Source organism: Haliea atlantica (assembly GCF_054779855.1).
In genome coordinates this window covers 32,734-55,314 of record NZ_BAAGXL010000010.1, presented here as the reverse complement: position 1 = coordinate 55,314, position 22,581 = coordinate 32,734, and the positions used below count along the sequence as shown (strand labels likewise).

At 66.7% G+C, this 22,581-nt stretch carries 17 protein-coding genes; 8 read left to right on the top strand and 9 right to left on the bottom strand.

Annotated elements, in window-relative coordinates; translation table 11 throughout:
* Positions 1-201: 201 nt before the first annotated feature.
* Genes ACYVGS_RS09380 through ACYVGS_RS09345 form a run of 8 tightly spaced genes read left to right on the top strand, consistent with a single transcriptional unit; the run spans position 202 to position 11,619 of the window.
* Complete coding sequence (locus ACYVGS_RS09380; RefSeq protein WP_460588422.1) at positions 202-1,566, top strand: CmpA/NrtA family ABC transporter substrate-binding protein; 1,365 nt, start codon at positions 202-204, stop codon at positions 1,564-1,566.
* A 27-nt stretch (positions 1,567-1,593) separates the two neighbouring features.
* The gene (locus ACYVGS_RS09375) at positions 1,594-2,586 is read left to right on the top strand and encodes an ABC transporter permease (RefSeq protein ID WP_460588421.1); all 993 of its coding nucleotides are present in this window, start codon (positions 1,594-1,596) and stop codon (positions 2,584-2,586) included.
* Between the two features lies 1 nt (position 2,587).
* Positions 2,588-3,463, top strand: coding sequence for an ABC transporter ATP-binding protein (locus tag ACYVGS_RS09370; RefSeq protein WP_460588420.1), 876 nt, complete (start codon positions 2,588-2,590; stop codon positions 3,461-3,463).
* 11 nt (positions 3,464-3,474) lie between these two features.
* Complete coding sequence (gene nirB, locus ACYVGS_RS09365) at positions 3,475-6,021, top strand: nitrite reductase large subunit (protein WP_460588419.1); 2,547 nt, start codon at positions 3,475-3,477, stop codon at positions 6,019-6,021.
* Positions 6,021-6,404 (top strand): nitrite reductase (NAD(P)H) small subunit family protein, encoded by a 384-nt coding sequence (nirD, locus tag ACYVGS_RS09360; protein WP_460588418.1) that lies wholly within the window; start codon positions 6,021-6,023, stop codon positions 6,402-6,404. Before nirB ends, nirD begins: the two co-directional genes overlap by 1 nt.
* A gap of 1 nt (position 6,405) precedes the next feature.
* Positions 6,406-7,611, top strand: a complete 1,206-nt coding sequence (locus ACYVGS_RS09355) for an NAD(P)/FAD-dependent oxidoreductase (RefSeq protein WP_460588417.1) — start codon at positions 6,406-6,408, stop codon at positions 7,609-7,611.
* A complete protein-coding gene (locus ACYVGS_RS09350; RefSeq protein ID WP_460588416.1) occupies positions 7,608-10,328 on the top strand; it encodes a nitrate reductase in 2,721 nt (906 codons plus the stop codon). The genes ACYVGS_RS09355 and ACYVGS_RS09350 overlap by 4 nt, the downstream gene beginning before the upstream one ends.
* A 49-nt stretch (positions 10,329-10,377) precedes the next feature.
* Entirely contained in the window at positions 10,378-11,619 is a 1,242-nt protein-coding gene (locus ACYVGS_RS09345) for a hypothetical protein (protein WP_460588415.1), read from the top strand.
* Positions 11,620-11,627: 8 nt separating this feature from the next.
* Here the strand turns inward: ACYVGS_RS09345 and ACYVGS_RS09340 are convergent, their stop codons facing one another.
* From ACYVGS_RS09340 to ACYVGS_RS09300, 9 genes are all read right to left on the bottom strand, one after another.
* Complete coding sequence (locus ACYVGS_RS09340) at positions 11,628-13,469, bottom strand: GGDEF domain-containing protein (protein WP_460588414.1); 1,842 nt, start codon at positions 13,467-13,469, stop codon at positions 11,628-11,630.
* A gap of 136 nt (positions 13,470-13,605) precedes the next feature.
* Positions 13,606-14,394 (bottom strand): translesion DNA synthesis-associated protein ImuA, encoded by a 789-nt coding sequence (gene imuA / locus ACYVGS_RS09335; protein ID WP_460588413.1) that lies wholly within the window; start codon positions 14,392-14,394, stop codon positions 13,606-13,608.
* Between the two features lie 199 nt (positions 14,395-14,593).
* Positions 14,594-15,628: a DNA polymerase III subunit delta gene (gene holA / locus ACYVGS_RS09330; protein WP_460588412.1), complete on the bottom strand. Its 1,035-nt coding sequence runs from the start codon at positions 15,626-15,628 to the stop codon at positions 14,594-14,596.
* A complete protein-coding gene (locus ACYVGS_RS09325) occupies positions 15,628-16,128 on the bottom strand; it encodes an LPS-assembly lipoprotein LptE (protein ID WP_460588411.1) in 501 nt (166 codons plus the stop codon). The genes holA and ACYVGS_RS09325 overlap by 1 nt, the downstream gene beginning before the upstream one ends.
* A gap of 17 nt (positions 16,129-16,145) precedes the next feature.
* On the bottom strand, positions 16,146-18,593 hold the full coding sequence (leuS, locus tag ACYVGS_RS09320) for a leucine--tRNA ligase (protein WP_460588410.1): 2,448 nt from the start codon (positions 18,591-18,593) through the stop codon (positions 16,146-16,148).
* 84 nt (positions 18,594-18,677) lie between these two features.
* Positions 18,678-20,189: an apolipoprotein N-acyltransferase gene (gene lnt, locus ACYVGS_RS09315; protein WP_460588409.1), complete on the bottom strand. Its 1,512-nt coding sequence runs from the start codon at positions 20,187-20,189 to the stop codon at positions 18,678-18,680.
* A 2-nt stretch (positions 20,190-20,191) separates the two neighbouring features.
* Positions 20,192-21,037: an HlyC/CorC family transporter gene (locus tag ACYVGS_RS09310; RefSeq protein ID WP_460588408.1), complete on the bottom strand. Its 846-nt coding sequence runs from the start codon at positions 21,035-21,037 to the stop codon at positions 20,192-20,194.
* Entirely contained in the window at positions 21,034-21,504 is a 471-nt protein-coding gene (ybeY, locus tag ACYVGS_RS09305; protein ID WP_460588407.1) for an rRNA maturation RNAse YbeY, read from the bottom strand. Before ybeY ends, ACYVGS_RS09310 begins: the two co-directional genes overlap by 4 nt.
* Complete coding sequence (locus ACYVGS_RS09300) at positions 21,501-22,550, bottom strand: PhoH family protein (protein ID WP_460588406.1); 1,050 nt, start codon at positions 22,548-22,550, stop codon at positions 21,501-21,503. Before ACYVGS_RS09300 ends, ybeY begins: the two co-directional genes overlap by 4 nt.
* Positions 22,551-22,581 lie beyond the last annotated feature (31 nt).

Sequence of the window (22,581 nt, the reverse complement as noted above, 5' to 3'; positions counted from 1 at the left end):
TGATTTGCCGTTTTACGCGGCTTGTCGGGAATCTGGCACGCGCTTTGCTCGAACAAATGTGAATCCGGACAACGGCGTCCGGGCTTGCAGACAGACCGGGTCCCCAGGGGCCAGCGACCGAGCAATGGCGCTCACCACACGGAAAAACCTTCCGTGTCGTGGGCGCCTTTTTTTTGTGCCGAAAAAACCGAGGAGCATGTGATGAAGCGACCCCTTGCCACCCTGCGCATACTGCTGGCGACAGCGCTGTCCCTGGGCAGTGCTGCCCTGCAGGCGCTGGGTTATCCCGAGAAAGCGGAATTGACCTTCGGCTTCATCAAGCTTACCGATATGGCGCCCCTGGCCGTGGCGCGGGACAAGGGCTTCTTCGAGGAGGAGGGGCTGTACGTCACACTGGAGGCTCAGGCCAACTGGAAGGTTCTGCTGGACCGCACCATTTCCGGCGAGCTCGACGGCGCCCACATGCTCTCCGGCCAGCCCCTGGCGGCGACCCTGGGTTACGGCACGCAGTCACACATCATTACCGCCTTCACCATGGACCTGAACGGCAATGCCTGCACCGTGGCCAACGATGTCTGGGACGCCATGAAACCGCAGGTGCCTCACCAGGATGGCAAGCCGGTGCATCCGATCAGCGCCGCCGCCTTGCGTCCGGTCATCCAGGCTCACCGCCAGGGCGGAGAAACTTTCCGCATGGGCATGGTGTTCCCGGTGTCGACCCACAACTACGAGTTGCGTTACTGGCTGGCGGCTGGCGGCATCCACCCGGGCTATTACGCGCCCCGGCGCGGCGATACCGCCGGCACCCTGGACGCGGATGTGCTGATTTCGGTCACGCCGCCGCCGCAGATGCCGGCGACCCTGGACGCGGGCACCATCCACGGCTATTGCGTCGGCGAGCCCTGGAACCAGCAGGCGGTATTCCGCGGCATCGGTGTCCCGGTGGTGGCCGACCTGGCCATCCGCAACAACATCTCCGAGAAGGTCTTCGGCGTTACCCAGGCCTGGGCCGCGCAGTACCCCAACACGCACGTGCGGGTGGTGAAGGCCCTGATCCGCGCCGGGCACTGGCTGGACGAGCGCAATAACGCCAACCGCGAGGAGGCTGCGCGACTGATCTCCCGCTCGCACTATGTGGGCGCCGACTACGAGGTCATCGCCAACAGCATGACCGGGGTCTTCGAGTACGAGAAAGGGGATGTGCGCCCGGCGTCCGACTTCAATGTCTTCTTCCGTTATCACGCGACCTACCCCTACTACTCGGACGCGATCTGGTACCTCACCCAGATGCGCCGCTGGGGACAGATCAGCGACGCGAAACCAGACGACTGGTACCTGGAAACCGCGCGCAAGGTCTTCCGCCCCGAGATCTACCGCCAGGCGGCGGAGGCCCTGATCGACGAGGGTCTGATGTCGCCGCAGGACTTTCCCGATTTCGAGACCGAGAGCGGTATCCGGCCGGTGGCCCACACCACCTTCATCGATGGCATTCCCTTTGACGCCACGGCGCCGAATGCCTACCTCGACGCCTTTCCCATCGGCCTCAAGGGCGATCAGCAGCCCTGAGTCGACCCAAACGCTGGAGATGCATTCATGAATACTTCGCAACTTGTCAGTCAGCTGCATGCCCGCCTGCCGGATCGCGATCGCGAAGGGCTGCGACAGAGCGGGCAGTGGCTGCTGCGCACCCTGGGTGCACCCCTGCTGGGACTGGCACTGTTCCTGCTGCTCTGGCAATTCGCGGCGCAGCGGGTGGACACCTCCCTGGGCGCGTTTCCCGGCCCCGTGGCGGTGGCGGAGCAGGCGGCCAATCTGTTGCGGGAGCACCAGCGCGAGCGGGAGCGGGCCGCGGCCTTCTACCAGCGGCAGGAGCAGCGTATCGCCGAGCGCCTGCGGGACCAGCCGGACTGGCAGCCGACCTGGCGCAGCTACACCGGCGCACCGACCTTCCTGGATCAGATCCTGACCAGTCTGGGCACCGTCCTTGCGGGCTTTCTGCTGGCCTCGGTGATCGCGGTTCCCCTGGGCATCGTCATGGGCCTGAGCCCCTTCGTGAATCGCGCGGTCAACCCGCTGGTGCAGCTGTTTCGCCCGGTCTCGCCGCTGGCCTGGCTGCCCCTGGTGACCCTGGTGGTCTCTGCGGTCTACACCGGCGATGACCCGCTGTTTGAGCGCGCCTTCGTGGTGTCGGCGATCACCGTCACGCTGTGTTCCCTGTGGCCGACCCTGATCAACACCGCGGTGGGTGTGAAGGCCGTCAGTCCGGACCTGGACAACGTCAGCCGGGTGCTGCGGCTGGGCTGGTTCAGCCATGTGTGGCGGATCGTCCTGCCCTCGGCAATCCCCATGATCTTCACCGGCTTGCGGGTGTCCCTGGGCATTGCCTGGATGGTGCTGATCGCCGCCGAAATGCTGGCGCAGAACCCCGGGCTCGGCAAGTTCGTCTGGGACGAGTTCCAGAACGGCAGTTCCCAATCCCTCAGCCGGATCATGGTGGCGGTCCTCGCCATCGGTCTGATCGGCTTTCTGCTCGACCGGTTGATGTTGCTGCTGCAGCGCCGGGTCGACTGGCAACAAGGAGACTGAGATGAGTAAGTGCCTGCTGGATATATCCGCGGTCGACATGCGCTTTCCCACGCCCCGGGGCGAGTTCGAGGCCCTGCGCGACGTCAACCTGAAGATCCGCGAGGGGGAATTTGTCTCTCTGATTGGCCACTCGGGATGTGGCAAGTCTACGGTACTCAACCTGGTGGGCGGCCTGCTGCAGGCCTCCGCGGGGGGCATCATTCTCGACGGGCGCGAGGTGCGGGAGCCCGGCCCGGAGCGTGCCGTCGTGTTCCAGAACCATTCCCTGCTGCCCTGGCTCAGTGTGCGCGAGAACGTGGCACTCGCGGTGCGGCAGGTGTTCCGGCGCCGCAAGAGCCGCGCCGAGATGCGCGAGTGGGTCGACCACCACCTGGCGCTGGTGCACATGAGCGATGCCGCCGACAAGCGACCGGACGAGATTTCCGGGGGCATGAAACAGCGCGTGGGGATCGCCCGGGCCCTGGCGATGCAGCCGCGTGTGCTGCTGATGGACGAGCCCTTCGGCGCCCTGGATGCCCTGACCCGCGCCCACCTCCAGGACACGCTGATGGAGATCCAGCGCGACCTCAATAACACCGTGATCATGATCACTCACGACGTGGACGAGGCGGTACTGCTTTCGGACCGCATCGTGATGATGACCAATGGCCCCTCGGCGACGGTCGGCGAAGTGCTGGAAATCGACCTGCCGCGTCCGCGGGACCGCCTGGAACTGGCGGGCGATACGCACTACACCCGCCTGCGCCGCGAGGTCCTGCGTTTTCTCTATGAAAAGCAGCGCAAGGTGGAGGCCATGCCGGCGGCGTCAGGCCGTGCAGAGGCCGGGGCGTCCGCGGGCGCGACAGACCAACGCCGCGCCGTCGGCAGTGACTTGTGAAGGAGGCGAGCATGAACAAGCCCAGACTGGTAGTGATTGGCAACGGCATGGTGGGGCAGCGTTTTCTCGAGGAAATGGTGGAGCGCGGTCACCCCTACGAGATAACGGTTTTCTGCGAGGAGCCCGTGCCCGCCTATGACCGGGTGCAACTGAGCAGCTGGTTCAGCGGTGCCACGGCGGATGACCTCGCGCTGACCTCAATGGCATGGTTCCGGGAACAGGGAATCAAGCTGGTGATCGGCGAGGAGGCGACGTGCATCGACCGCGAGCGCCGGGAAGTCACCGGTAGCCGCGGCACTGTGGTGGCCTACGACGAGCTGGTGCTGGCGACCGGTTCCTACCCCTTCGTGCCGCCGATTCCCGGGAGCGAGCGCGAGGCCTGCCTGGTCTACCGCACCCTGGAGGACCTCGGTGCGATACAGGCGGCCGCTCAAACCAGCCGCGTTGGCGCGGTGGTCGGCGGTGGCCTGCTCGGGCTCGAGGCGGCCAAGGCGCTGCAGGACCTGGGCCTGGAAACCCATGTGGTGGAGTTCGCGCCGCAATTGATGGGCGTCCAGCTGGATGGCCCGGGCGGGGCGCTGCTGCGCCGCAAGATCGAGGAGCTGGGTGTGCAGGTGCATACCGGCAAGGCGACCCAGCACATCGAGGACGGTGCGGACTGCCGTCACCGCATGGTATTTGCCGATGGCGAGCTGGAAACCGACCTGGTGCTGTTTTCCGCGGGCATCCGGCCCCGGGATGTGCTGGCGCGTGACTGCGGGCTGCTGCTCGGCGAGCGCGGGGGTGTGGTGATCGACGACCGCTGTCGCACCTCGGACCCGGCGATCTACGCCATCGGCGAGGTGGCCCTGTGGCAGCAGCGCATCTTCGGCCTGGTGGCGCCGGGCTACGACATGGCCCGGCAGCTCGCAGCCGGGCTCTGCGGTGATGCCGACGCGGCGTTTCGCGGCGCCGACATGAGCACCAAGCTCAAGCTGCTGGGGGTGGAGGTGGGCTCCATCGGCGACGCCCACGCGCGCACGCCGGGCTCGCGCGCCTGCAGCCTCGAGGACAGCGTCGCCGGCGTGTACAAGAAGCTGGTCATCAGCGAGGACGGCAGCCGTCTCCTGGGCGCGGTGCTGGTGGGGGATACCGGCGACTACGGCAGCCTGCTGCAATACTGCCTGAACGGTATCGACCTGCCGCCGGCGCCCCTGAGCCTGATCCTGCCGGCAGGCGAGGACAAGCCAGCCCTGGGTGTGGATGCGCTGCCCGACAGTGCGCAGATCTGCTCCTGCAACAATGTCAGCAAGGGTGACCTGTGTGCCGCGGTGAGTGGCGGCTGCACCACGATCGGCGCCTTGAAATCGGAAACCCGCGCCTCCGCCACCTGCGGCGGCTGCAGCACCCTGGTCAAGCAGGTGCTGGACGCCGAACTCAAGCGCCAGGGGGTGGAGGTCACCAACCATCTCTGTGCGCACTTCCCCTACAGCCGCCAGGAGCTCTATCACCTGGTGCGAGTAAACGAGCTGCGCAGCTTCGACGCCTTGCTGGAGGCCCACGGCAGCGGCCTCGGCTGCGAGATCTGCAAGCCCGCCGTGGCCTCGATCCTGGCTTCCTGCTGGAACGACTACGTGCTCGACCCGCGGCATGTCGGCCTGCAGGACACCAACGACAACTTCCTCGCCAACCTGCAGAAGGACGGCAGCTACTCCGTGGTGCCCCGTGTGCCGGGCGGGGAGATCACCCCGGAAAAACTGCTGGTCCTGGGGGAGGTGGCGCAGCGCTACGATCTCTACACCAAGATTACCGGCGGCCAGCGCATCGACCTCTTCGGTGCCCGGGTGGAGCAGCTCCCGGCGATCTGGCGGGAACTGGTGGATGCAGGTTTTGAATCCGGGCACGCCTACGGCAAGGCCCTGCGCACGGTGAAGTCCTGTGTCGGCTCCACCTGGTGTCGCTATGGCGTGCAGGACTCGGTGGGCATGGCGATCTTCCTGGAAGAGCGCTACCGCGGTATCCGTTCGCCCCACAAGCTGAAGATGGCCGTTTCCGGCTGTACCCGGGAGTGCGCCGAAGCCCAGGGCAAGGACGTCGGCGTGATCGCCACGGAAAAGGGCTGGAACCTCTATGTCTGCGGCAACGGCGGCATGCGGCCGCGGCACGCCGAGCTGTTCGCCAGCGACCTGGACGACGCCACGCTGGTGCGCACCATCGACCGCTTCCTGATGTTCTACATCGCTACCGCCGATCGCCTGCAGCGCACCTCCGTGTGGCGAGACAACCTGGAAGGTGGCCTGGCCTACCTGCAGGCGGTGATCCTGGAGGATTCCCTGGGCATCGCCGCGGAGCTGGAGTCGCAGATGCAGGCCCTGGTGGACAGCTATGTCTGCGAATGGAAACGCACCATCGAGGATCCGGAGGCGCTGAAACGCTTCCGGCCCTTCGTCAACGACGAGCGCGGTGACGAGCAAATCGTCTACGTGCGCGAGCGCGGCCAGAAGCGCCCCGCCCGTCCCGAGGAAAAGGCCGAGGTCACCGCACACGAGCCCCAACGCGTACTCGAGGAGACTCTCTGATGAATAGTCCAGCTGCCCGTGTTGTGTCCACCGAGCCCGCCTGGCGGGGTGTCTGCAGGCTGTCCGACCTGGTGCCCGGCAGTGGCGTCGCCGCCCGGCTGGGTAGCGACCAGGTGGCCCTGTTCCATACACCGGAGGGCGTGTTTGCCATCGGCAATTTCGATCCCTGTAGCGGCGCCAACGTGCTTTCCCGGGGCATTGTCGGTGACCTGGACGGTCGCCTGGTGGTGGCCTCGCCAGTCTACAAGCAGCACTTTTGCCTGCGCACCGGTGAGTGCCTGGAGGATCCGGGGGTGCGTGTCCCGACCTGGCCGGTACAGGTCGCCGGCGAAGACGTCCTGCTGGCGGATCAGCCGCAATCGGCGGCGGCCCTGGAGCGCTGACATGTCGCGGCGGCAACGGCTTCTGGTGGTGGGCAACGGGATGGCCGCGACGCGGCTGCTGGACGAGTTGCTGCGGCGTGACGCCGGGCGCTTTCAGGTGACGGTGGTGGGTGCCGAAGCCGAGCCCGGCTACAACCGCGTGCTGCTGTCGCCCCTGCTGGCCGGTGAGGCGGCGGAAGCCGAGCTGATCACCCATGACCGCGACTGGTACCGCGAGCGGGGCATCGCCCTGCATTGCGGCGACTCGGTCACTTGGCTGTGCACCCGGGAGCGCCGTGCGCGCACGGCCAGCGGGCGGGAACTGGCCTGGGATCAACTGGTGCTGGCGACCGGTGCCCGCGCGGCGCGCCCCGCGGTGCCAGGTATCGCGCTGGACAACGTGATCGCCCTGCGCTCCCTGGCCGACGCCCGCTGGTTGGGGCAGCGTGCCGAGGCCGGCGGACGGGCGATTGTGGTCGGCGGTGGCTTGCTGGGGCTGGAGGCCGCCTGCGCGCTGCAGGCGCGCGGCATGCAGGTCAGCGTGCTGCAACGCGGACCGTGGCTGATGAACCGGCAGCTGGATGCCGAGGCGGGCAGCCTGTTGGCGGAGCGGCTGGCGCGGCGAGGGGTGGACTGCCAGACCGGTGCGCGCCTGTCCGAGCTGCTGGGAGCGGACGCGGTTTCTGGCGTGTGCCTGGAGGATGGCCGTCGCCTGGAATGCGATCTGGTGGTGCTGGCCGCGGGGATCGAGCCGCGCACCGAACTGGCCCGCGCCGCCGGCCTGCGCTGTGATCGGGGAGTGTGCGTCGACCCCTGGTTGCGTACCTCGGCCACGGGCGTCCACGCCCTGGGGGAATGTTGCCAGATTGGCGAGGAGCTTTTTGGGCTGGTGGCCCCGGTCTATCGCCAGGCAGAGGTGCTGGGGCGGACACTGGCGGGCGAGGCGGTCCCGGGCTACCGCAGCGAGCCGGCGCCCACGCGCCTCAAGGTCAGCGGCCTCGAGGTGTTTTCCGCTGGGCAGCCGTGCTGTGGCGAGGCGATTCGCAGCCTGGCCTGGCGCGACCCGGTGGCGGGGCACTACCGCCGGCTGTGGCTGCGTGCCGGGCGGCTGGTGGGCGCCGTGCTGCTGGGGGAAACGCGGGACGGACAGCAGTACTTCGATCGCATTCAGTCGGCGCAGGCAGTTGAAGACAGCGACCGTTTGTTGCTGGGCCTGGACGCGGCATGAGCGGCGCGGTCTGTACCACCTGCCCCTACTGCGGTGTCGGCTGCGGGGTCCGGGTGACCGTCGGCGAGGCTCAGTCCGGCCAGGTCGCGGTCAGCGGCGACCCCGACCATCCCGCCAATCTCGGTCGGCTGTGCGTCAAGGGCAGTGCCCTGGGGGAAACGCTGGGTGACGAGGGGCGCCTGCTCTACCCGGAAATCGAGGGTCGCCGTGCCTCCTGGGATCAGGCCTTGGACCAGGTCGCGGGCGCCCTGCGCCGCACTCTGACGCGCCACGGCCCCGAGGCCGTGGCGTTCTATGTTTCGGGTCAACTTCTGACCGAAGATTACTACGTTGCCAACAAGCTGATGAAGGGCTTCCTGGGCAGCGCCAATATCGATACCAACAGCCGCCTGTGCATGTCCTCGGCGGTTGCCGCCCACAAGCGGGTACTCGGCAGCGACTCGGTGCCCGGCAATTATCGCGATCTGGAACTGGCGGACCTGCTGGTGATTACCGGCTCCAATCTGGCCTGGGCCCACCCGGTCTTGTACCAACGTATCGCCGCCGAAAAGGCGCGGCGGCCGGGGCTGCGGGTGGTGGTAATCGACCCGCGGCAGACAGCCACCTGCGAGCTGGCGGACCTGCACCTGCCTTTGGCGCCGGGCAGCGACGGTTACCTCTTCGACGGTTTGCTGGCCTGGCTGGTGCGGCAGCAGGCGGTCGACCGCGACTTTGTCAGGCGGCACACCGAGGGCTTCAAGGCGCAGGCAGCGGCGAGTCTTACGCGCAACCCGGATCTCGCTGCGAGCGCTGCTGCCTGTGGCCTGCCAGCGGAAAAGCTGGAGCGACTCTACCGCTGGTTTGCGCAGACACCGCGCACGGTCACGCTGTTCTCCCAGGGCATCAACCAGTCGACGACTGGCGTCGACAAGGGCAGCGCGATTCTCCACTGCCACCTGGCTACCGGCCGCATCGGTCGACCCGGCGCGAGCCCCTTTTCGATTACCGGGCAGCCCAACGCCATGGGGGGGCGCGAAGTGGGTGGCCTGGCCAATCAGTTGGCGGCACACATGGAGTTGGACAATCCGCAGCACCGGGAGCAGGTGGCGCGCTTCTGGGGCGCCTCGCAGATACCCGCGCGCCCCGGGCTGCGCGCTGTCGAGCTGTTCGAGGCCGTGGCTCGGGGCGACGTGAAGTTTCTTTGGGTGATTGCCACCAACCCCGCGGTATCGCTGCCCCGCAGCGCCCGGGTGCGCGAGGCACTGGCCGGCTGCGAGACCCTGGTGGTGTCCGACTGTGTCGATGACACCGATACCCTGCGCCATGCGCGGATTCGCCTGCCCGCGGCGGCCTGGGGGGAGAAGGATGGCACGGTGACCAATTCCGAGCGCCGCATCTCGCGCCAGCGGGCGTTCCTGCCGCCGCCGGGAGAGGCGCGCCCGGACTGGTGGATGCTCTGCCAGGTGGCCAGTCGCCTCGGCCACGGCGGTGCCTTCGATTACCCGGGACCGGCGGCCATCTTCCGCGAGCACGCGGCGCTGTCGGCCTTCGAGAATGGCGGCCGCCGGGACTTCGATATCGGTGCCCTAGCCGAGCTCAGCGATACCGCCTACGACACCCTGCGGCCGGTGCAATGGCCCTGCCCGGCAACTCCGGTGGGCAGACATTCTGGCGCGGGCGCTGGTTCGGAAGACAAGGCAGGCGATGCCCTGGACCGGGACACGGGAGATGAGCTGGGCGAGCCGCGGGGAAGCGGGCGCCTGTTCGCGGATGGTCATTTCTTTACGCCCTCGGGGCGTGCCCGCTTTGTCGACTGCAGGCCGCGGCCGCTGCCGGTGGCTGTCGACAGTGAATTCCCGCTGATGCTCAACACCGGTCGCATCCGCGACCAGTGGCATAGCATGACCCGCACCGGACGCAGCGACCGGCTTCTGCAGCACATCGCCGAGCCCTTTGTGGAGATGCACCCCGATGACCTGGTGCAGTGCGGCCTGGAGGACGGCGAGCTGGTGGAGGTGCGCAGTGCCCTGGGCCAGTGCCGGGTGCGGGCCCGAGCGCAAATGGGACAGACCCCTGGCACGGCCTTCATGCCGATTCACTGGAGTGACGGCTTCGCGTCGGCTGCCACGGTCGACACCCTGGTGGCCGCGCAGGTGGATCCGTACTCCGGGCAACCCGCGTTCAAGCAGACGCCGGTTTCAGTGACGGCCCTGTCACCGTGCTGGGAGGCCCTCCTGCTGAGCCGGGAACGGCTGCCACTGCCGGATGTTGACTACTGGTGTCGCCGACCGCGGGGTGGCTGGCAGCTGGTCAATCTGGCTGCTCGTCTACCTCCCGGCATGATCGACTGGAAGCAGCTCTGGCAGGGGGCTGTGGAGAACTGGGCGGAGCTGGAGGACAGTGCCGGCGAGTTCCTGCGACTGGTGGGCTATCGCGAGGGGCGGCCGGTCTGCTGGCTGGCGCTGGGTGCCGGCCGCCCGAGCGTGGATGAGAGCTGGTTGCTGGATGCCCTGACGGCCGGCGAGTTGCCGGCGCTGAATCTGGCGCGGGGACGTCCCCTCGCCGGCGGCGATTGCAGCGCGCTGGTGTGCAGCTGTCATCAGGTCCGCGAGGCGGCCATACAACAAGCAATCGACGATGGCGCGCAGACTGCCGAGGCACTTGGCGAGCAGACCCGGGCGGGAACCAACTGCGGCTCCTGCCTGCCGGAGTTGCGCAAATTGTTATCGATGCGGTGATCACGGTTTCGGTGATGCGCCGCGTGGTGTGAAAAACAGGGGGACGACGATGAAGAAAAAGTGGGACAAGAGTGTGTGGTCATTGCTGGCCATCCTGGGGGGCGCCTCGGTGCAGGCCGGGGAGGCCGTCGGGGTCGACAGTTTGGCGGCGGCCCTGCAAGAGGGGGAGATCGGGTTGTCGTTTCGCCTGCGCCACGAGCAGGTGGCGGATGACGTCTTCGCCAGGGACGCCAATGCCTCGACGCTGCGGGGGCGCCTGAGCTGGAACAGTGCCCCTTGGCGTGGCTGGGAGCTGGCGGCGGAAGTCGATCACGTCGCTTACCTCTTCGACGGGCGCTACAACGACACACGCAACGGCAAGACCGGATTTCCGGTGGTGGTGGACCCCACAGGCACCGATCTGAATCGCTTCAGCCTGGGCTGGCAGGGGGAGCAGGTTTCCGTCGTGGCGGGGCGCCAGCGCATCCTGCTGGACAATCAGCGCTTTGTCGGCGGGGTGGGTTGGCGGCAGAACGAGCAGACCTACGATGCCCTGCGTCTTGCCCTGCAGCCGCTGACCGAACTTCAGATCGATTACACCTGGGTGGAGGATACCCGGCGTATTTTCGGCCCCGAGCGCGGAACACCGCCGGCGAGCCTGGACAGCGATCACCACCTGCTGAATATCGCCTGGCGCCCGGGCGAGGCCATCGGCCTGACCGGGTATGCCTACCAGCTGGATTTCGGCCGCGAGGCACCCGGGCTGTCGTCGCGAACGCTAGGGGGCTATCTGCTGGGGCGCGTGGCTCTGGACGGGCTGCTGGCCGACGAGCTGGTGCTGGATTACCGGCTGGAATTGGCGCGCCAGGAAGATGCTGGCAACAATCCGGTGAAATACAGTGCCGGGTTTTCCCATCTCGGGGCCGGTCTGAGCTGGCGGGGCTGGCGACTGGGTGTGGCGCGGGAAGTGCTCGGCGCGGACCGCGACGCGGGCGTGGCCCTGCAGACACCCTTGGCGACATTGCACGCCTTCCAGGGTTGGGCCGACAAGTTTCTCAGCACCCCCGCCGCGGGTCTGGAGGACCGCTTCGTCGGTGTCAGTGGGCAATTGGCCGGCGTCACATTGCAGGCCACCTGGCATCACTATCAGGCGGATACCGGGGACTCAACATTCGGCCGCGAATGGAACCTGCAGGCCAGCCGACAGTTCGCCGGGCGCTATACCCTCACCCTCAAGTACGCGGACTACCGCGCGGATGATTTCAGTCGCGACACCCGCAAGCTTTGGCTGGTGGCGGAAGCGGGATTCTGAGCCCGGGCTTACCGGTTACGAAACGGTGTCCTCGCCGCGATCTCCTGGTAGCGTGGCGGTATCCGGCGCCGGTCGATGAACAAGGCGTCGCCGTCTTGCTGCTTGGCCTGTGCCTTGGCCTCGCTGGCCATGGCGGCGACGTCGTGGTGCGAGCTGCAGCTGCCGGGGTGAGGGCTGACCACGCCGATGGAGAGACTCAGCAGCGGGTGAAATATGTGCTTGCCGCTGCGGTCCTTGCCCTGGATCCCCCCGCGCGCGAGATCGTCCGGCCGGTAGAAGTAACGCACCGCCCGGTGGAACTGCTCCAGCACCCTCTCGCAGCGCTCACGCCAGTTGCGACTGGTAAATATCAGGATAAAATCGTCGCCGCCGACGTGACCGACGAAGTCGTCTTCGGGGTGAACCGCCGCCGTCAGTAGCTCTGCCAGCTTCTGGATGACCTGATCACCCTGGCTGTAGCCGTAGGCGTCATTGAAGGGTTTGAAGTGATCCAGGTCACAGTAGGCCACGGCGAATGACTCGTTGTTCTCCAGCAGCTGATCCAACCGCTCGTAGATGGGCACGTTACCGGGCAGGAGCGTCAGGGGGTTGGCGTAGCGGGCGCTACGCACTTGCAATTCGGTAATCTTGCGCAGCAGGTCCACTACGCGGCCGATACCCGCGAAACGTCCCTGGTTGGTGATGATGAACTCCTCGTCGAGCCGCAGCTGCATGTTGTCGGTCACCAGCTGGCTGACCTGTTCCATACTCATGTCCTGCTCCACCACGACGGGTTCTGCCTCCATCAGTGCCACCACCGGCTTTTTGCCGTGTAGTGCACGCCCGAAGTTGCTGGCGTAGACGTCCAGCACCTGATAGCGCCGTACCATGCCGAGTGTCACGCCGTCCGCGCGCACAACCGGCAGTGACAGCAGTCCCGGGCTGTTGCTGAAAAGTTCGACCACGGTTTCCACCCGTGTCTCGGGGGCAACCTGGGGGGACTCCCGCATCAGACAGCTAACGCTCTCTCCCAGGCGGGTTCCCCGTTGCCCGCCGGTGCTCTGGTCAAACAGCTTGGGTGGCAGGGATACCGGCGGCAGGGTATGTGGCCGTGCAAAGTAGTAGCCCTGGCCGATACCGATGCCCAGGCTTCGAATGCACTGGTACTCTTCCACGGTCTCGATGCCCTCGGCGATAACCTGGCAGTTCAGGTCCCGGGCGATGTCCAGAATCGAACGCACGAAACCCTGCTTGACCGGATCCTCGTGGATGCTCTGCACGAAGTGTTTGTCTATCTTGACGTAGTCGGGCTGTAGTTCGGACCACATGCGCAGCCCGGCGTAGCCGCCGCCGAGATCATCCAGAGCGATGCGAAAGCCCAGTTCGTGGAAGTGACGAATGGCCTCGCGGACCAGGGCAAAGTCCTCCAGGGGGTGCTGCTCTGTCAACTCAATGACGACCTGCTCTGGTGACAGGCCAACCTTTTCGAGCAGCGCCAGGGTGTGATGCGCCGCGTGGCTTGCCTGAAAGAGGCTCATGGGAGTTGCGTTCAGGAACAGGGCCCCCGGTAGCCCCAGGTGCTGGAAGTGCTTCAGCGCTGTTTCGCGGCAGAGGAGCTCCAGCGTCGATAGCTGGCCTGAGCGGAAGGCCGTGTCGAACAGGGCGGTTGGATTGTGCAGGTGGCTGTCCGAGGGGCCCCGGCTCAGAGCTTCGTAGCCCAGTATCCTGCGCTGCTTCAGGTCGACCACGGGTTGCAGCAGCGTACTGATTTGTCGTTGTCTGAGAATATCTCCCAGGGCCTCGGACATGACCCCGGGGTCACTGGTCGAGTCTGTTATAGATGGAAAGTGCTGGCAGGGAGCAATCAGCATGCCATGGGACTCCGGGTCGGGTCGCGTGGTGACGTCTCCGAAGGTAGTGCACAGGAATACTTGCGCAGGTCTACGGAGCACGGCAGGTCAGTCTAGACGACCCATGTTGCACTTCCGTGAAGCCCGGACGGGACCCTCAGGCGCTACCTGCCAGCTCCCCCTTGCTAATCGCCGCTTGCGGCCAGGCCGGCAGCTCCCACAGTTGCGGGTGCTCGGGGTGCTCATCCGCGGGGGAGAGGTAGATGTCCTCGCCCTGACGGCCGCCGCGCTGCTTGAGCAGGTGCACGGTACGCCAGGCGCGCATCTGCAGTCGCAGGCCGGCGGGGCTGGACTCCGCGGCGGCGCTGTTGGGGCGAAACATTACTGCCAGCGTATCGCTGCCGGCGGCGGCAAGCTGTAGCTTGCGCAACTCGCTGTAGCGATACTGCCCGGCGCCCAGCCAGGCAAACACACTGGCGCTGGTGCCGCTGCGCAGGGCCTGCTCCACGCTCCACAGCAGATCTTCGCGATTGCGCGGGTGGACCAGCAGGACCTGGCGGGTATCGATGCCCCGCGCCGCCAGCAGGGGCGCATAGGGCGCCCAGGGCGGAGCGATGAAGACCTGCCAGCGGCGCTGCCCGCCGAGGGTGGTCATGGCCGGCAGGAACAGCCCCATGTTGCCCAGCCCGCAGCCGTCGCTGAGCACCTCGATGGTGGTGCCGGCGGGCCAGCCTTTTTGCTGCAGGGCCTGGTCCAGGTTGCCGTAACCGGTGGCCAGGCCGCGGCTGTGCCAGTCGCCGTTGGCGGGCTGCCGCCCGCCCTCGAAGCGGCCCGGCCGCCCGCGCCAGGTATCCGGGCGGCGAATAACCTGAGCCAGGGCCTGTTGGGCGAGCGGACCGGCATCATGCCCGCTCTTGTGGTGCTCGGTGTAAGTGGTGCTGTCCATGGTGGCCTTGCCTCCGCGGTTTGTCCCTTTTGCTGTATAGATATACAGTAGTTTGGCGGGTGGCGGATTGCAAGTGAAGGGAACAAGGGCGCAGGATGACCTGTCGCCTGAACGCACAGGTCCGCAGTCGCAAGCGGGGCCGCGGGGGTTTAGCAGGAGAGCGACCGCGGTATGGGCGCGGCAGAAGTGCTGTGGAGGTTTAGGCCAGACGGGCCGGAGCGGCTGGCAGTTTGACTCCGGCGAGTGCCAGCAGCAGGGCCTCCAGACGGTCCCAGGGTTTCCCGGGGGCAAAGCCCTTGATACAGGCATCCACCTGCTGGGCCTGGCGCAGCAGCTGCGCCAGCGAGGGACTGGCGTGGCGCTCCAGGGCCGCCTGGGTGGCGGCCAGCCGGCTCTTCCATACCCGGTGGCGCTGAAGTACCTGGCTGACCGGTGCCCCGGCCTCGCACTCGAGCTGGAGACCGTGCAGGGTGCGCAGCTCCCGCGCCAGTACCCAGAGGATCGGCATGCTGTCGCTGCCTTCGCCGCGGAGACCGCGCAGCATGCGCAGGGCCGCCTCCGCCTCCCCGCGCAGGGCGGTGTCCAGCATGGCGAAGAGGTTGTAGCGGGCATTGTCCAGGACGGAAGCGGTCACCGTGTCCAGGCTGACGCGGCCGTTCCCGGCCAGCAGCACCAGTTTCTCGACTTCCTGTACGGCGGCATAGAGGTTGCCCTCCAGGCGTTCCGCGAGCAGCTCCAGGGCATCGGCGTCGATCTCCAGCCCTGCTGCCTGCAGCCGCTGGCGCAACCAGCGCGGCATTTCCCGGGCACCCACCGGCCAGACCCGGACCGCGGCGCCGGCCTTGTCCAGGGCCTTGAACCACTTGCTGTTCTGGGACTGCTGGTCCACCTTGCCGCAGAGCAACAGCAGGATGTCGTCGCTGCCGCGCTCCAGGTACTCGCACAGCGCCTTGCTGCCGGCGGCACCGGGCTTGCCCGAGGGCAGGCGGATTTCGATCAGCTTGCGGTCGCCGAAGAGTGACATCTCGGCGGCACTGTCGCGCAGCTGGCCCCAGTCGAAGCGGTCGTCGTCCACTTCCAGCAGTTCGCGTTCGCTGCAGCCTTCGCGGCGGGCCGCCTGGCGAACCAGGTCGGCGCATTCCTGCAGCAGCAGCGGTTCGTCACCGTGCAGGAGGTAGGCAGGGAGGCACTGTTTCTCCAGGTGGCCGCGCAGTTGCTCCGGCTTGACCTGCATCAGCGGGCGGCGGCGTGGAAGCCGATACGGCGGAGGATCTGTCGGGCCAGTTCACCGCGCATCTCGGATTGCAGAATGCGGATTTCCTCGGCCTTGCCGACCACGTTGCGGGGGTCATTTTCCATTTGCTTCACCACCACGGCCTCGGTGGACGGCATGGCGATCTCCCCCTGCCGGTCGCGCACACTGAAATTGGCGCGCATGGTGAGTTCGAATTCGGCGGCCCGGGCCTGGTTGTTGAGGGACAGGTTGCGCTGCTGGAAGCGCTCGGGGGAGAGCTCCAGGATATAGGCGGCATCGCCGCGCTCCACCCACTCGACCCCGTTGGCGGAGAAGCGCGCCTGCAGTTCGCGGCTGAACTCGCTGTTCGGGTTGCCGGTCTCCAGCGCCATCTGCCGCCAGCTCTCCGGCAGGGCGGTGGCGCTGCTGTCACCGCGCAGCTGGAAACCGCAGCCCGCCAGCAGGCCGGCGAGCAGAAGAACGAGGGCAGTGCGCAGCATGGGCTTCTCCGGGGCCATCACTTGGCCACTATGTTAACCAGTTTGCCGGGCACCACAATCACCTTGCGCACCGTGACGCCTTCCAGGAAGCGCTGGGCATTCTCCTGGGCCAGGGCCGCGGCCTCGATGGCCTCGCGGTCGGCATCGGCGGGCACCGACATGGTGGCGCGCAGTTTGCCGTTCACCTGCACCGCCATGTCGATGCTGTCCCGGGTCAGAGCCGTCTCGTCGACGGCGGGCCAGGGCGCGTTGACCACCTCGCCACTGCCCCCCAGGGCCTGCCACAACTGGTGGCAGACATGGGGTACCACCGGGCACAGCATCAGTACCACTGCGCGCAGGCCCTCGTCCAGCACGGCCCGGGAGGCGGGGCTGTCGTCCAGCCGGCCCAGTTCGTTGCAGAGTTCCATCACCGCCGCGATCGCGGTGTTGAAGGTCTGGCGCCGGCCGTAGTCGTCGCCGACCTTGGCGATGGTTTCATGGGTCTTGCGCCGGGCGTTGCGCTGGGCGTCATCTAGGGCATCCAGCGCCAGCTCGGGTGCGGGGCCGGCGGCCACGTGGCCGGCGATCAGTTTCCACAGCCGCTTGAGGAAGCGGTTGGCGCCCTCGACGCCGGAGTCGGACCACTCCAGGGACTGCTCGGGCGGCGCCGCGAACATGCTGAACAGGCGCACGGTGTCGGCGCCGTAGCGGTCGATCAGGGCCTGCGGATCCACGGTGTTGCCCTTGGATTTGGACATCTTGGCGCCGTCCTTCAGCACCATGCCCTGGGTCAGCAGGCGCACGAAGGGCTCGTCGGAGTCCACCAGGCCCTCGTCCCGCAGCAGCTTGTGGAAGAAACGCGCGTAGAGCAGGTGCAGGATGGCGTGTTCAATGCCGCCGACATACTGGTCCACCGGGGTCCAGTACTTGGCTTCATCGTCCAGCATGGCCCGGTCGTTGCCGGGGCAGGCATAGCGGGCGTAGTACCAGGAGGACTCCATGAAGGTGTCGAAGGTGTCGGTTTCCCGCTCCGCTTCGCCGCCGCATTTCGGGCAGGTGGTGCGATAGAACTCGGGCATCTTCTTGATCGGCGAGCCGACGCCCTCGAAGGCGACGTCGGTGGGCAGCACCACGGGCAAGTCTTCCGCCGGCACCGGGACCGCGCCGCAGCTGTCGCAGTTGATGATCGGGATGGGGGCGCCCCAGTAGCGCTGGCGGGAAACCCCCCAGTCGCGCAGGCGGAAGTTGACCTTGCGCGTGCCCTTGCCCTCGGCTTCCAGGCGGTCGGCGATGGCGTCAAAGGCCGCGGCGAAGTCCAGGCCGTCGAATTCGCCGGAGTTGACCAGGATGCCCTTGTCGGTGAAGGCGGCCTGGTCGAGGTCACAGGGCTGATCGTCTGCGGGGCGCACCACCTGCTGAATCGGCAGGCCGTAGCGGGTGGCGAACTCCCAGTCGCGCTGGTCGTGGCCGGGCACCGACATGACGGCGCCGGAGCCGTAGCTCATCAGTACGAAGTTGGCGACCCAGACCGGCAGTTCCTCGCCGGTGATCGGGTGGCGCGCGGTACGACCGGTGGCCATGCCTCGCTTCTCCATGGTGGCGAGGTCCGCCTCGGCCACCTTGATATGGCTCTGCTCCTCGATGAAGGCGGCCAGCTCGGGGTTGCCCTCGGCGGCGGCGCGGGCCAGCGGATGCTGAGGCGCCACGGCGAGGTAGGTCACCCCCATCAGGGTATCCGGGCGGGTGGTGTAGACCCGCAGGGCCCCGTTATCCGGCAGCCCGAAATCCAGCTCGACGCCCTCGGAGCGGCCAATCCAGTTGCGCTGCATGGTGCGCACCTGCTCGGGCCAGTGCTCCAGCTGGTCGAGGTCGTCCAGCAGTTGCTGGGCGTAATCGGTGATGCGGATGAACCACTGGTCGATCTCGCGGCGCTCCACCGGGTTGTCACAGCGCCAGCACTTGCCGTCCACCACTTGCTCGTTGGCCAGTACGGTCTGATCGTTTTCACACCAGTTTACTTCGGCCTGTTTTTTGTAGGCCAGGCCGCGCTCGAAGAGGCGGGTGAAGAACCACTGCTCCCAGCGGTAGTACTCGGGCTCGCAGGTGGCGATTTCCCGTTCCCAGTCATAGGCAAAGCCCAGGCGCTGCAGCTGGGCGCGCATGTAGGCAATGTTTTCCCGGGTCCAGCGGGCGGGGGGGACGTTGTTCTTGATGGCGGCATTTTCCGCCGGCAGACCGAACGCATCCCAGCCCATCGGCTGCAGCACATTCCTGCCCTGCATGCGCTGGAAGCGGGCGATGACGTCGGCGATGGTGTAGTTGCGGACATGCCCCATGTGCAGCTTGCCGCTGGGGTAGGGGAACATGGCCAGGCAGTAGAACTTCTCGCGCTGGTCGTCCTGCTGCACACAGAAAGTGCGCTGCGTCTGCCAGTGGGCCTGGACGGCCTGCTCCAGATCCTGGGGTTGGTAGTGCTGTTCCATGAATGCTCGCGCCAGTCAGGGGCTCCGGGGCCGGCTGTGGCCGCGTCGGAGCGGGTCGGGAAAACCGCGCATTCTACCACACCGTCAGTCGTTCTCCCGCCAGAGCGTGTGATAGAGCACCAGCATCAGCAGCAATACCAGCAGACAGGCGGAGAGCACCGGACGCGAGCCGAAGCTGGCGAAGGGGGTGCTGCCCAGCATCACCTGGGCCTCGCCGGTGAGCACGACTTCCTCGAACTGCGGGCTCTGCGCCAGGATACGGCCGCGGTGATCGATAATGGCAGAGACGCCGTTGTTGGTGCCCCGCAGCAGATAGCGGCCGGTTTCCAGGGCCCGCATGCGCGCCATCTCCAGGTGCTGCAGCGGGCCGATGGAGGCGCCGAACCAGCTGTCATTGCTGATGGTCACCAGCAGGTCGGCCCGGCGCGCGCCCTCCGCCACCAGGTCGGGGTAGACGATTTCGTAGCAGATAAAGGGTGCCAGGCGGTAACCGTTCGCCACCAGCAGGTCCTGTCCCGGTGGCCCGGCGCTGAATCCGGACATGGGCAGGTCAAAGAAAGCGATCAGGCCCCGCAGCCAGCTCTCCAGGGGAACGTATTCGCCAAAGGGCACCAGGCGCTGTTTGTGGTACAGGCCTTCACCGGCACCCAGGGCCACGATGCTGTTGTAGTACTGGTCGCTGCCCGCTTCGCGCCAGGGAATGCCGGTAATCAGGGTCTCGTCCAGCAGGCGCGCGTGGCTGTCGATCGGGTCGAGGATGTCGCGGACCTGGTGATAGAAGCGCGGCAGGGCGGATTCCGGCCACAGGATGATGTCGTGGCCGTACTGTCGCGGCAGGGCGCGCTCGAACTGCTCCACGATGCGCGGAAACTCGCCCGGCGACCACTTGCGCTCCTGGGGAATATCCGGCTGGTAGAGGGCGACCGAGAGGGGCTCCGCGGCGCCGGGCACCACCCATTCGATGGGGCGCAGGATGGCGCCGCCGCCCCAGAGGGTGACCAGGATCACGGCATAAGTGGCCAGGGCGGCTGCCTGGCGGCTGCGCCAGGCGAGAAACAAACAGCTGCCGGTGAGCACGGTGGCAAAAGAGAGCGCATAGACCCCGAGGATGGGCGCCCAGCCGGCCAGCCAGTTGTCCAGGTGAGCATAGCCGAGGAACAACCAGGGGAAGCCGGTAAACAGCCAGCTGCGCAGCCATTCAAACAGCACCCACAGGGCCGGGAAGCCCACCAGCATACCCCCCGGCAGGGCGCGCACCCAGCGTACATAGACGCCGGCGAACAGGGCCTGCAGCAGGGCCAGTCCCGCGCAGAAGAGGACCGTGAGCAGGGCCGCCAGCGCGACACTGGCATAGCCGTAGACGTGGATGCTGACGTAGACCCAGGACACGCCCGAGCCGAACAGGCCCAGGCCGTAGAGCCAGCCCCGCCACAGGGCCTGGCGGGGTGTGCAGCGGGACAGCAGCCAGGCGTAGAGAGCGCAGCTGAGAATGCCCGCCGGCCAGAATCCGAAGGGCGCCAGAGACAGGGTGACCAGGGCGCCCGCGAGGGGTGCCAGCAGGACGACCCAGGCCGGGTGCAGGCGCGCCTCGTCCATAGTCAGCGCGCCGCGGGACGCATGCGCAGGCTGTGGATTTTGCGCTGGTCGGCGTTGATCACCTTGAACTCACAGTCGTCGATCCAGGTCACCTCGTTGCGCGCCGGCATGTGGCCGAAGGCCTGGATGACCAGCCCGCCGATGGTGTCGAACTCCTCGTCACTGAAGCGGGTGTGGAAGTAGTCGTTGAAGTCCTCGATCGGCGTGAGTGCCTTCACGAAGTAGTCGCCGTCGCCGATCTTGCGGATGAACTGGTCCTCTTCGACATCGGTTTCATCCTCGATGTCGCCGACGATTTCCTCTAGGACATCCTCGATGGTCACCAGGCCGGCGACACCACCGTACTCGTCAATCACGATGGCCATGTGGTTGCGGTTCTCGCGGAATTCCCGCAGCAATACGTTGAGCCGCTTGCTTTCCGGTACCACGACGGCCGGGCGCAGGAGGTTCTGAATGCGGAACTCCGAGTGGTCCTGGCTGAGGATCTCCGGCAGCATGTCCTTGACCAGCAGGATGCCCTGGACGTCATCGGGGCTCTCCCCCACCACCGGGTAGCGCGAGTGGGCGGAACGGATGATCTGCGGGAGCATTTCCTCCAGCGTGGCGCCCGCCTTGATCACCACCATCTGGGCGCGGGGGATCATGATGTCCCGCACCTGCATGTCGCTGACCTTCATGGCACCTTCCATGATGCTGCGCGCGTCCGGGTCGATCACCTCATTTTCGGCGGCGATGGCCAGCACGTCCTCCAGGTCCCGGCGATTGTGGGGCTCGGAGGAAAACAGCAGGGCGATCTTCTCGAGCCAGGAGCGGTCTCCTGACTCGTGACTTGATCGATCTTCGCTCATGGCGTTACGGGCTCCTCTTCATAGGGGCAGGGAAAACCGAGGGTGGCGAGCAGTCGGGTTTCCAGGGCCTCCATGGCCCGGGCTTCCTCGGGGTCAATGTGATCGTGGCCGAGCAGGTGCAGACAGCCGTGCACCAGCAGGTGGGCCCAGTGGGCCCGGGCCGGCTTGCCCTGGGCTGCGGCTTCCCGGGCCACGACGGGGCTGCAAATGACAATATCGCCCAGCAGTGGCAGCGCCAGCTCGGGGGGCAGGTCCGCGGGGAAGGAGAGCACGTTGGTGGGCCCGGCCTTGCCGCGCCAGGTGCTGTTCAGCGCCGTCATTTCGGTCTCGTCGACCAGGCGCAGGCACAGCTCGCTGTCCTGCCCCGGGCGCTCCCGGTCGAGTACCGCGCTCAACCAGCTGCGTATGTCATCCTCGTCGGGGGCGGGCTCGCTGCAGGCGCGCTGGATGTCGATCTGCAGGCTCATGGCTTGCTCTTGTCGAGGTGCAGGGCCTTGTCGTCGTGGGCGTCGTAGGCTTCCACGATGCGCTGTACCAGGGGGTGACGCACCACGTCTCGACTGCCGAAGAAGGTAAAGCCGATACCCTCGACGCCGGTCAGGATCTTGCTGGCATGGGTCAGGCCCGAGGGAATGCCCCGTGGCAAATCGATCTGGGTGGCATCGCCCGTGATCACGGCAGTGGAGCCGAAGCCGATCCGGGTCAGGAACATCTTCATCTGCTCCCGGGTGGTGTTCTGGGCCTCGTCCAGGATGATGAAGGCATTGTTCAGGGTGCGGCCGCGCATGAAGGCCAGCGGCGCCACTTCCACCACATTGCGCTCAATGAACTTGTTGACTGTCTCGAAGCCGAGCATCTCGTAGAGGGCGTCGTAGAGCGGGCGCAGGTAGGGATCGATCTTCTGGGTCAGGTCACCCGGCAGGAAGCCGAGTTTTTCCCCCGCCTCCACCGCCGGGCGTACCAGCAGGATGCGCCGTACCCGCTCTTCGAGCAGGGCCTCTACTGCGCAGGCCACCGCCAGGTAGGTCTTGCCGGTGCCCGCCGGGCCGATGCCGAAGTTGATGTCGCACTGCTTGATGGTGCGCACGTAGCCCTGCTGGTTCTTGCCGCGGGGTTTCACCGAGGCGCGCTTGGTGCGGATGACCTGCAGGGATTCCACGGCGCCGTCATCCACCGGCTCGGGAGCTTCCATACCGGTCTGCTGCAGCTGGAGGTGCAGGGACTCCGGGCTCAGGCCCACGCCCTGGCAGACCTCGCGGTAAAGGTGCTGCAACAGCTCGCGGCCCTGGGCCACGGCGGTCTCCGGACCCGTGAGCAGGAACTCGTTGCCCCGGTTGTGAATGCTGATGCCGAGACGGCTTTCGATCTGGCGCAAATGACTGTCCAGCTGGCCGCAGAGCAGGGCCAGATGGCGGGCATCATTGGGTTCCAGGGTAAAAGTCGTCCGGGCAGACGCTTGCGTGGGAGGTTCGCTGTTCAAGTCGCTCTTCGGCCCTCGTGGGCGTTTGTGCATGGAAAGACAGGATATACCGGATTGATCACTA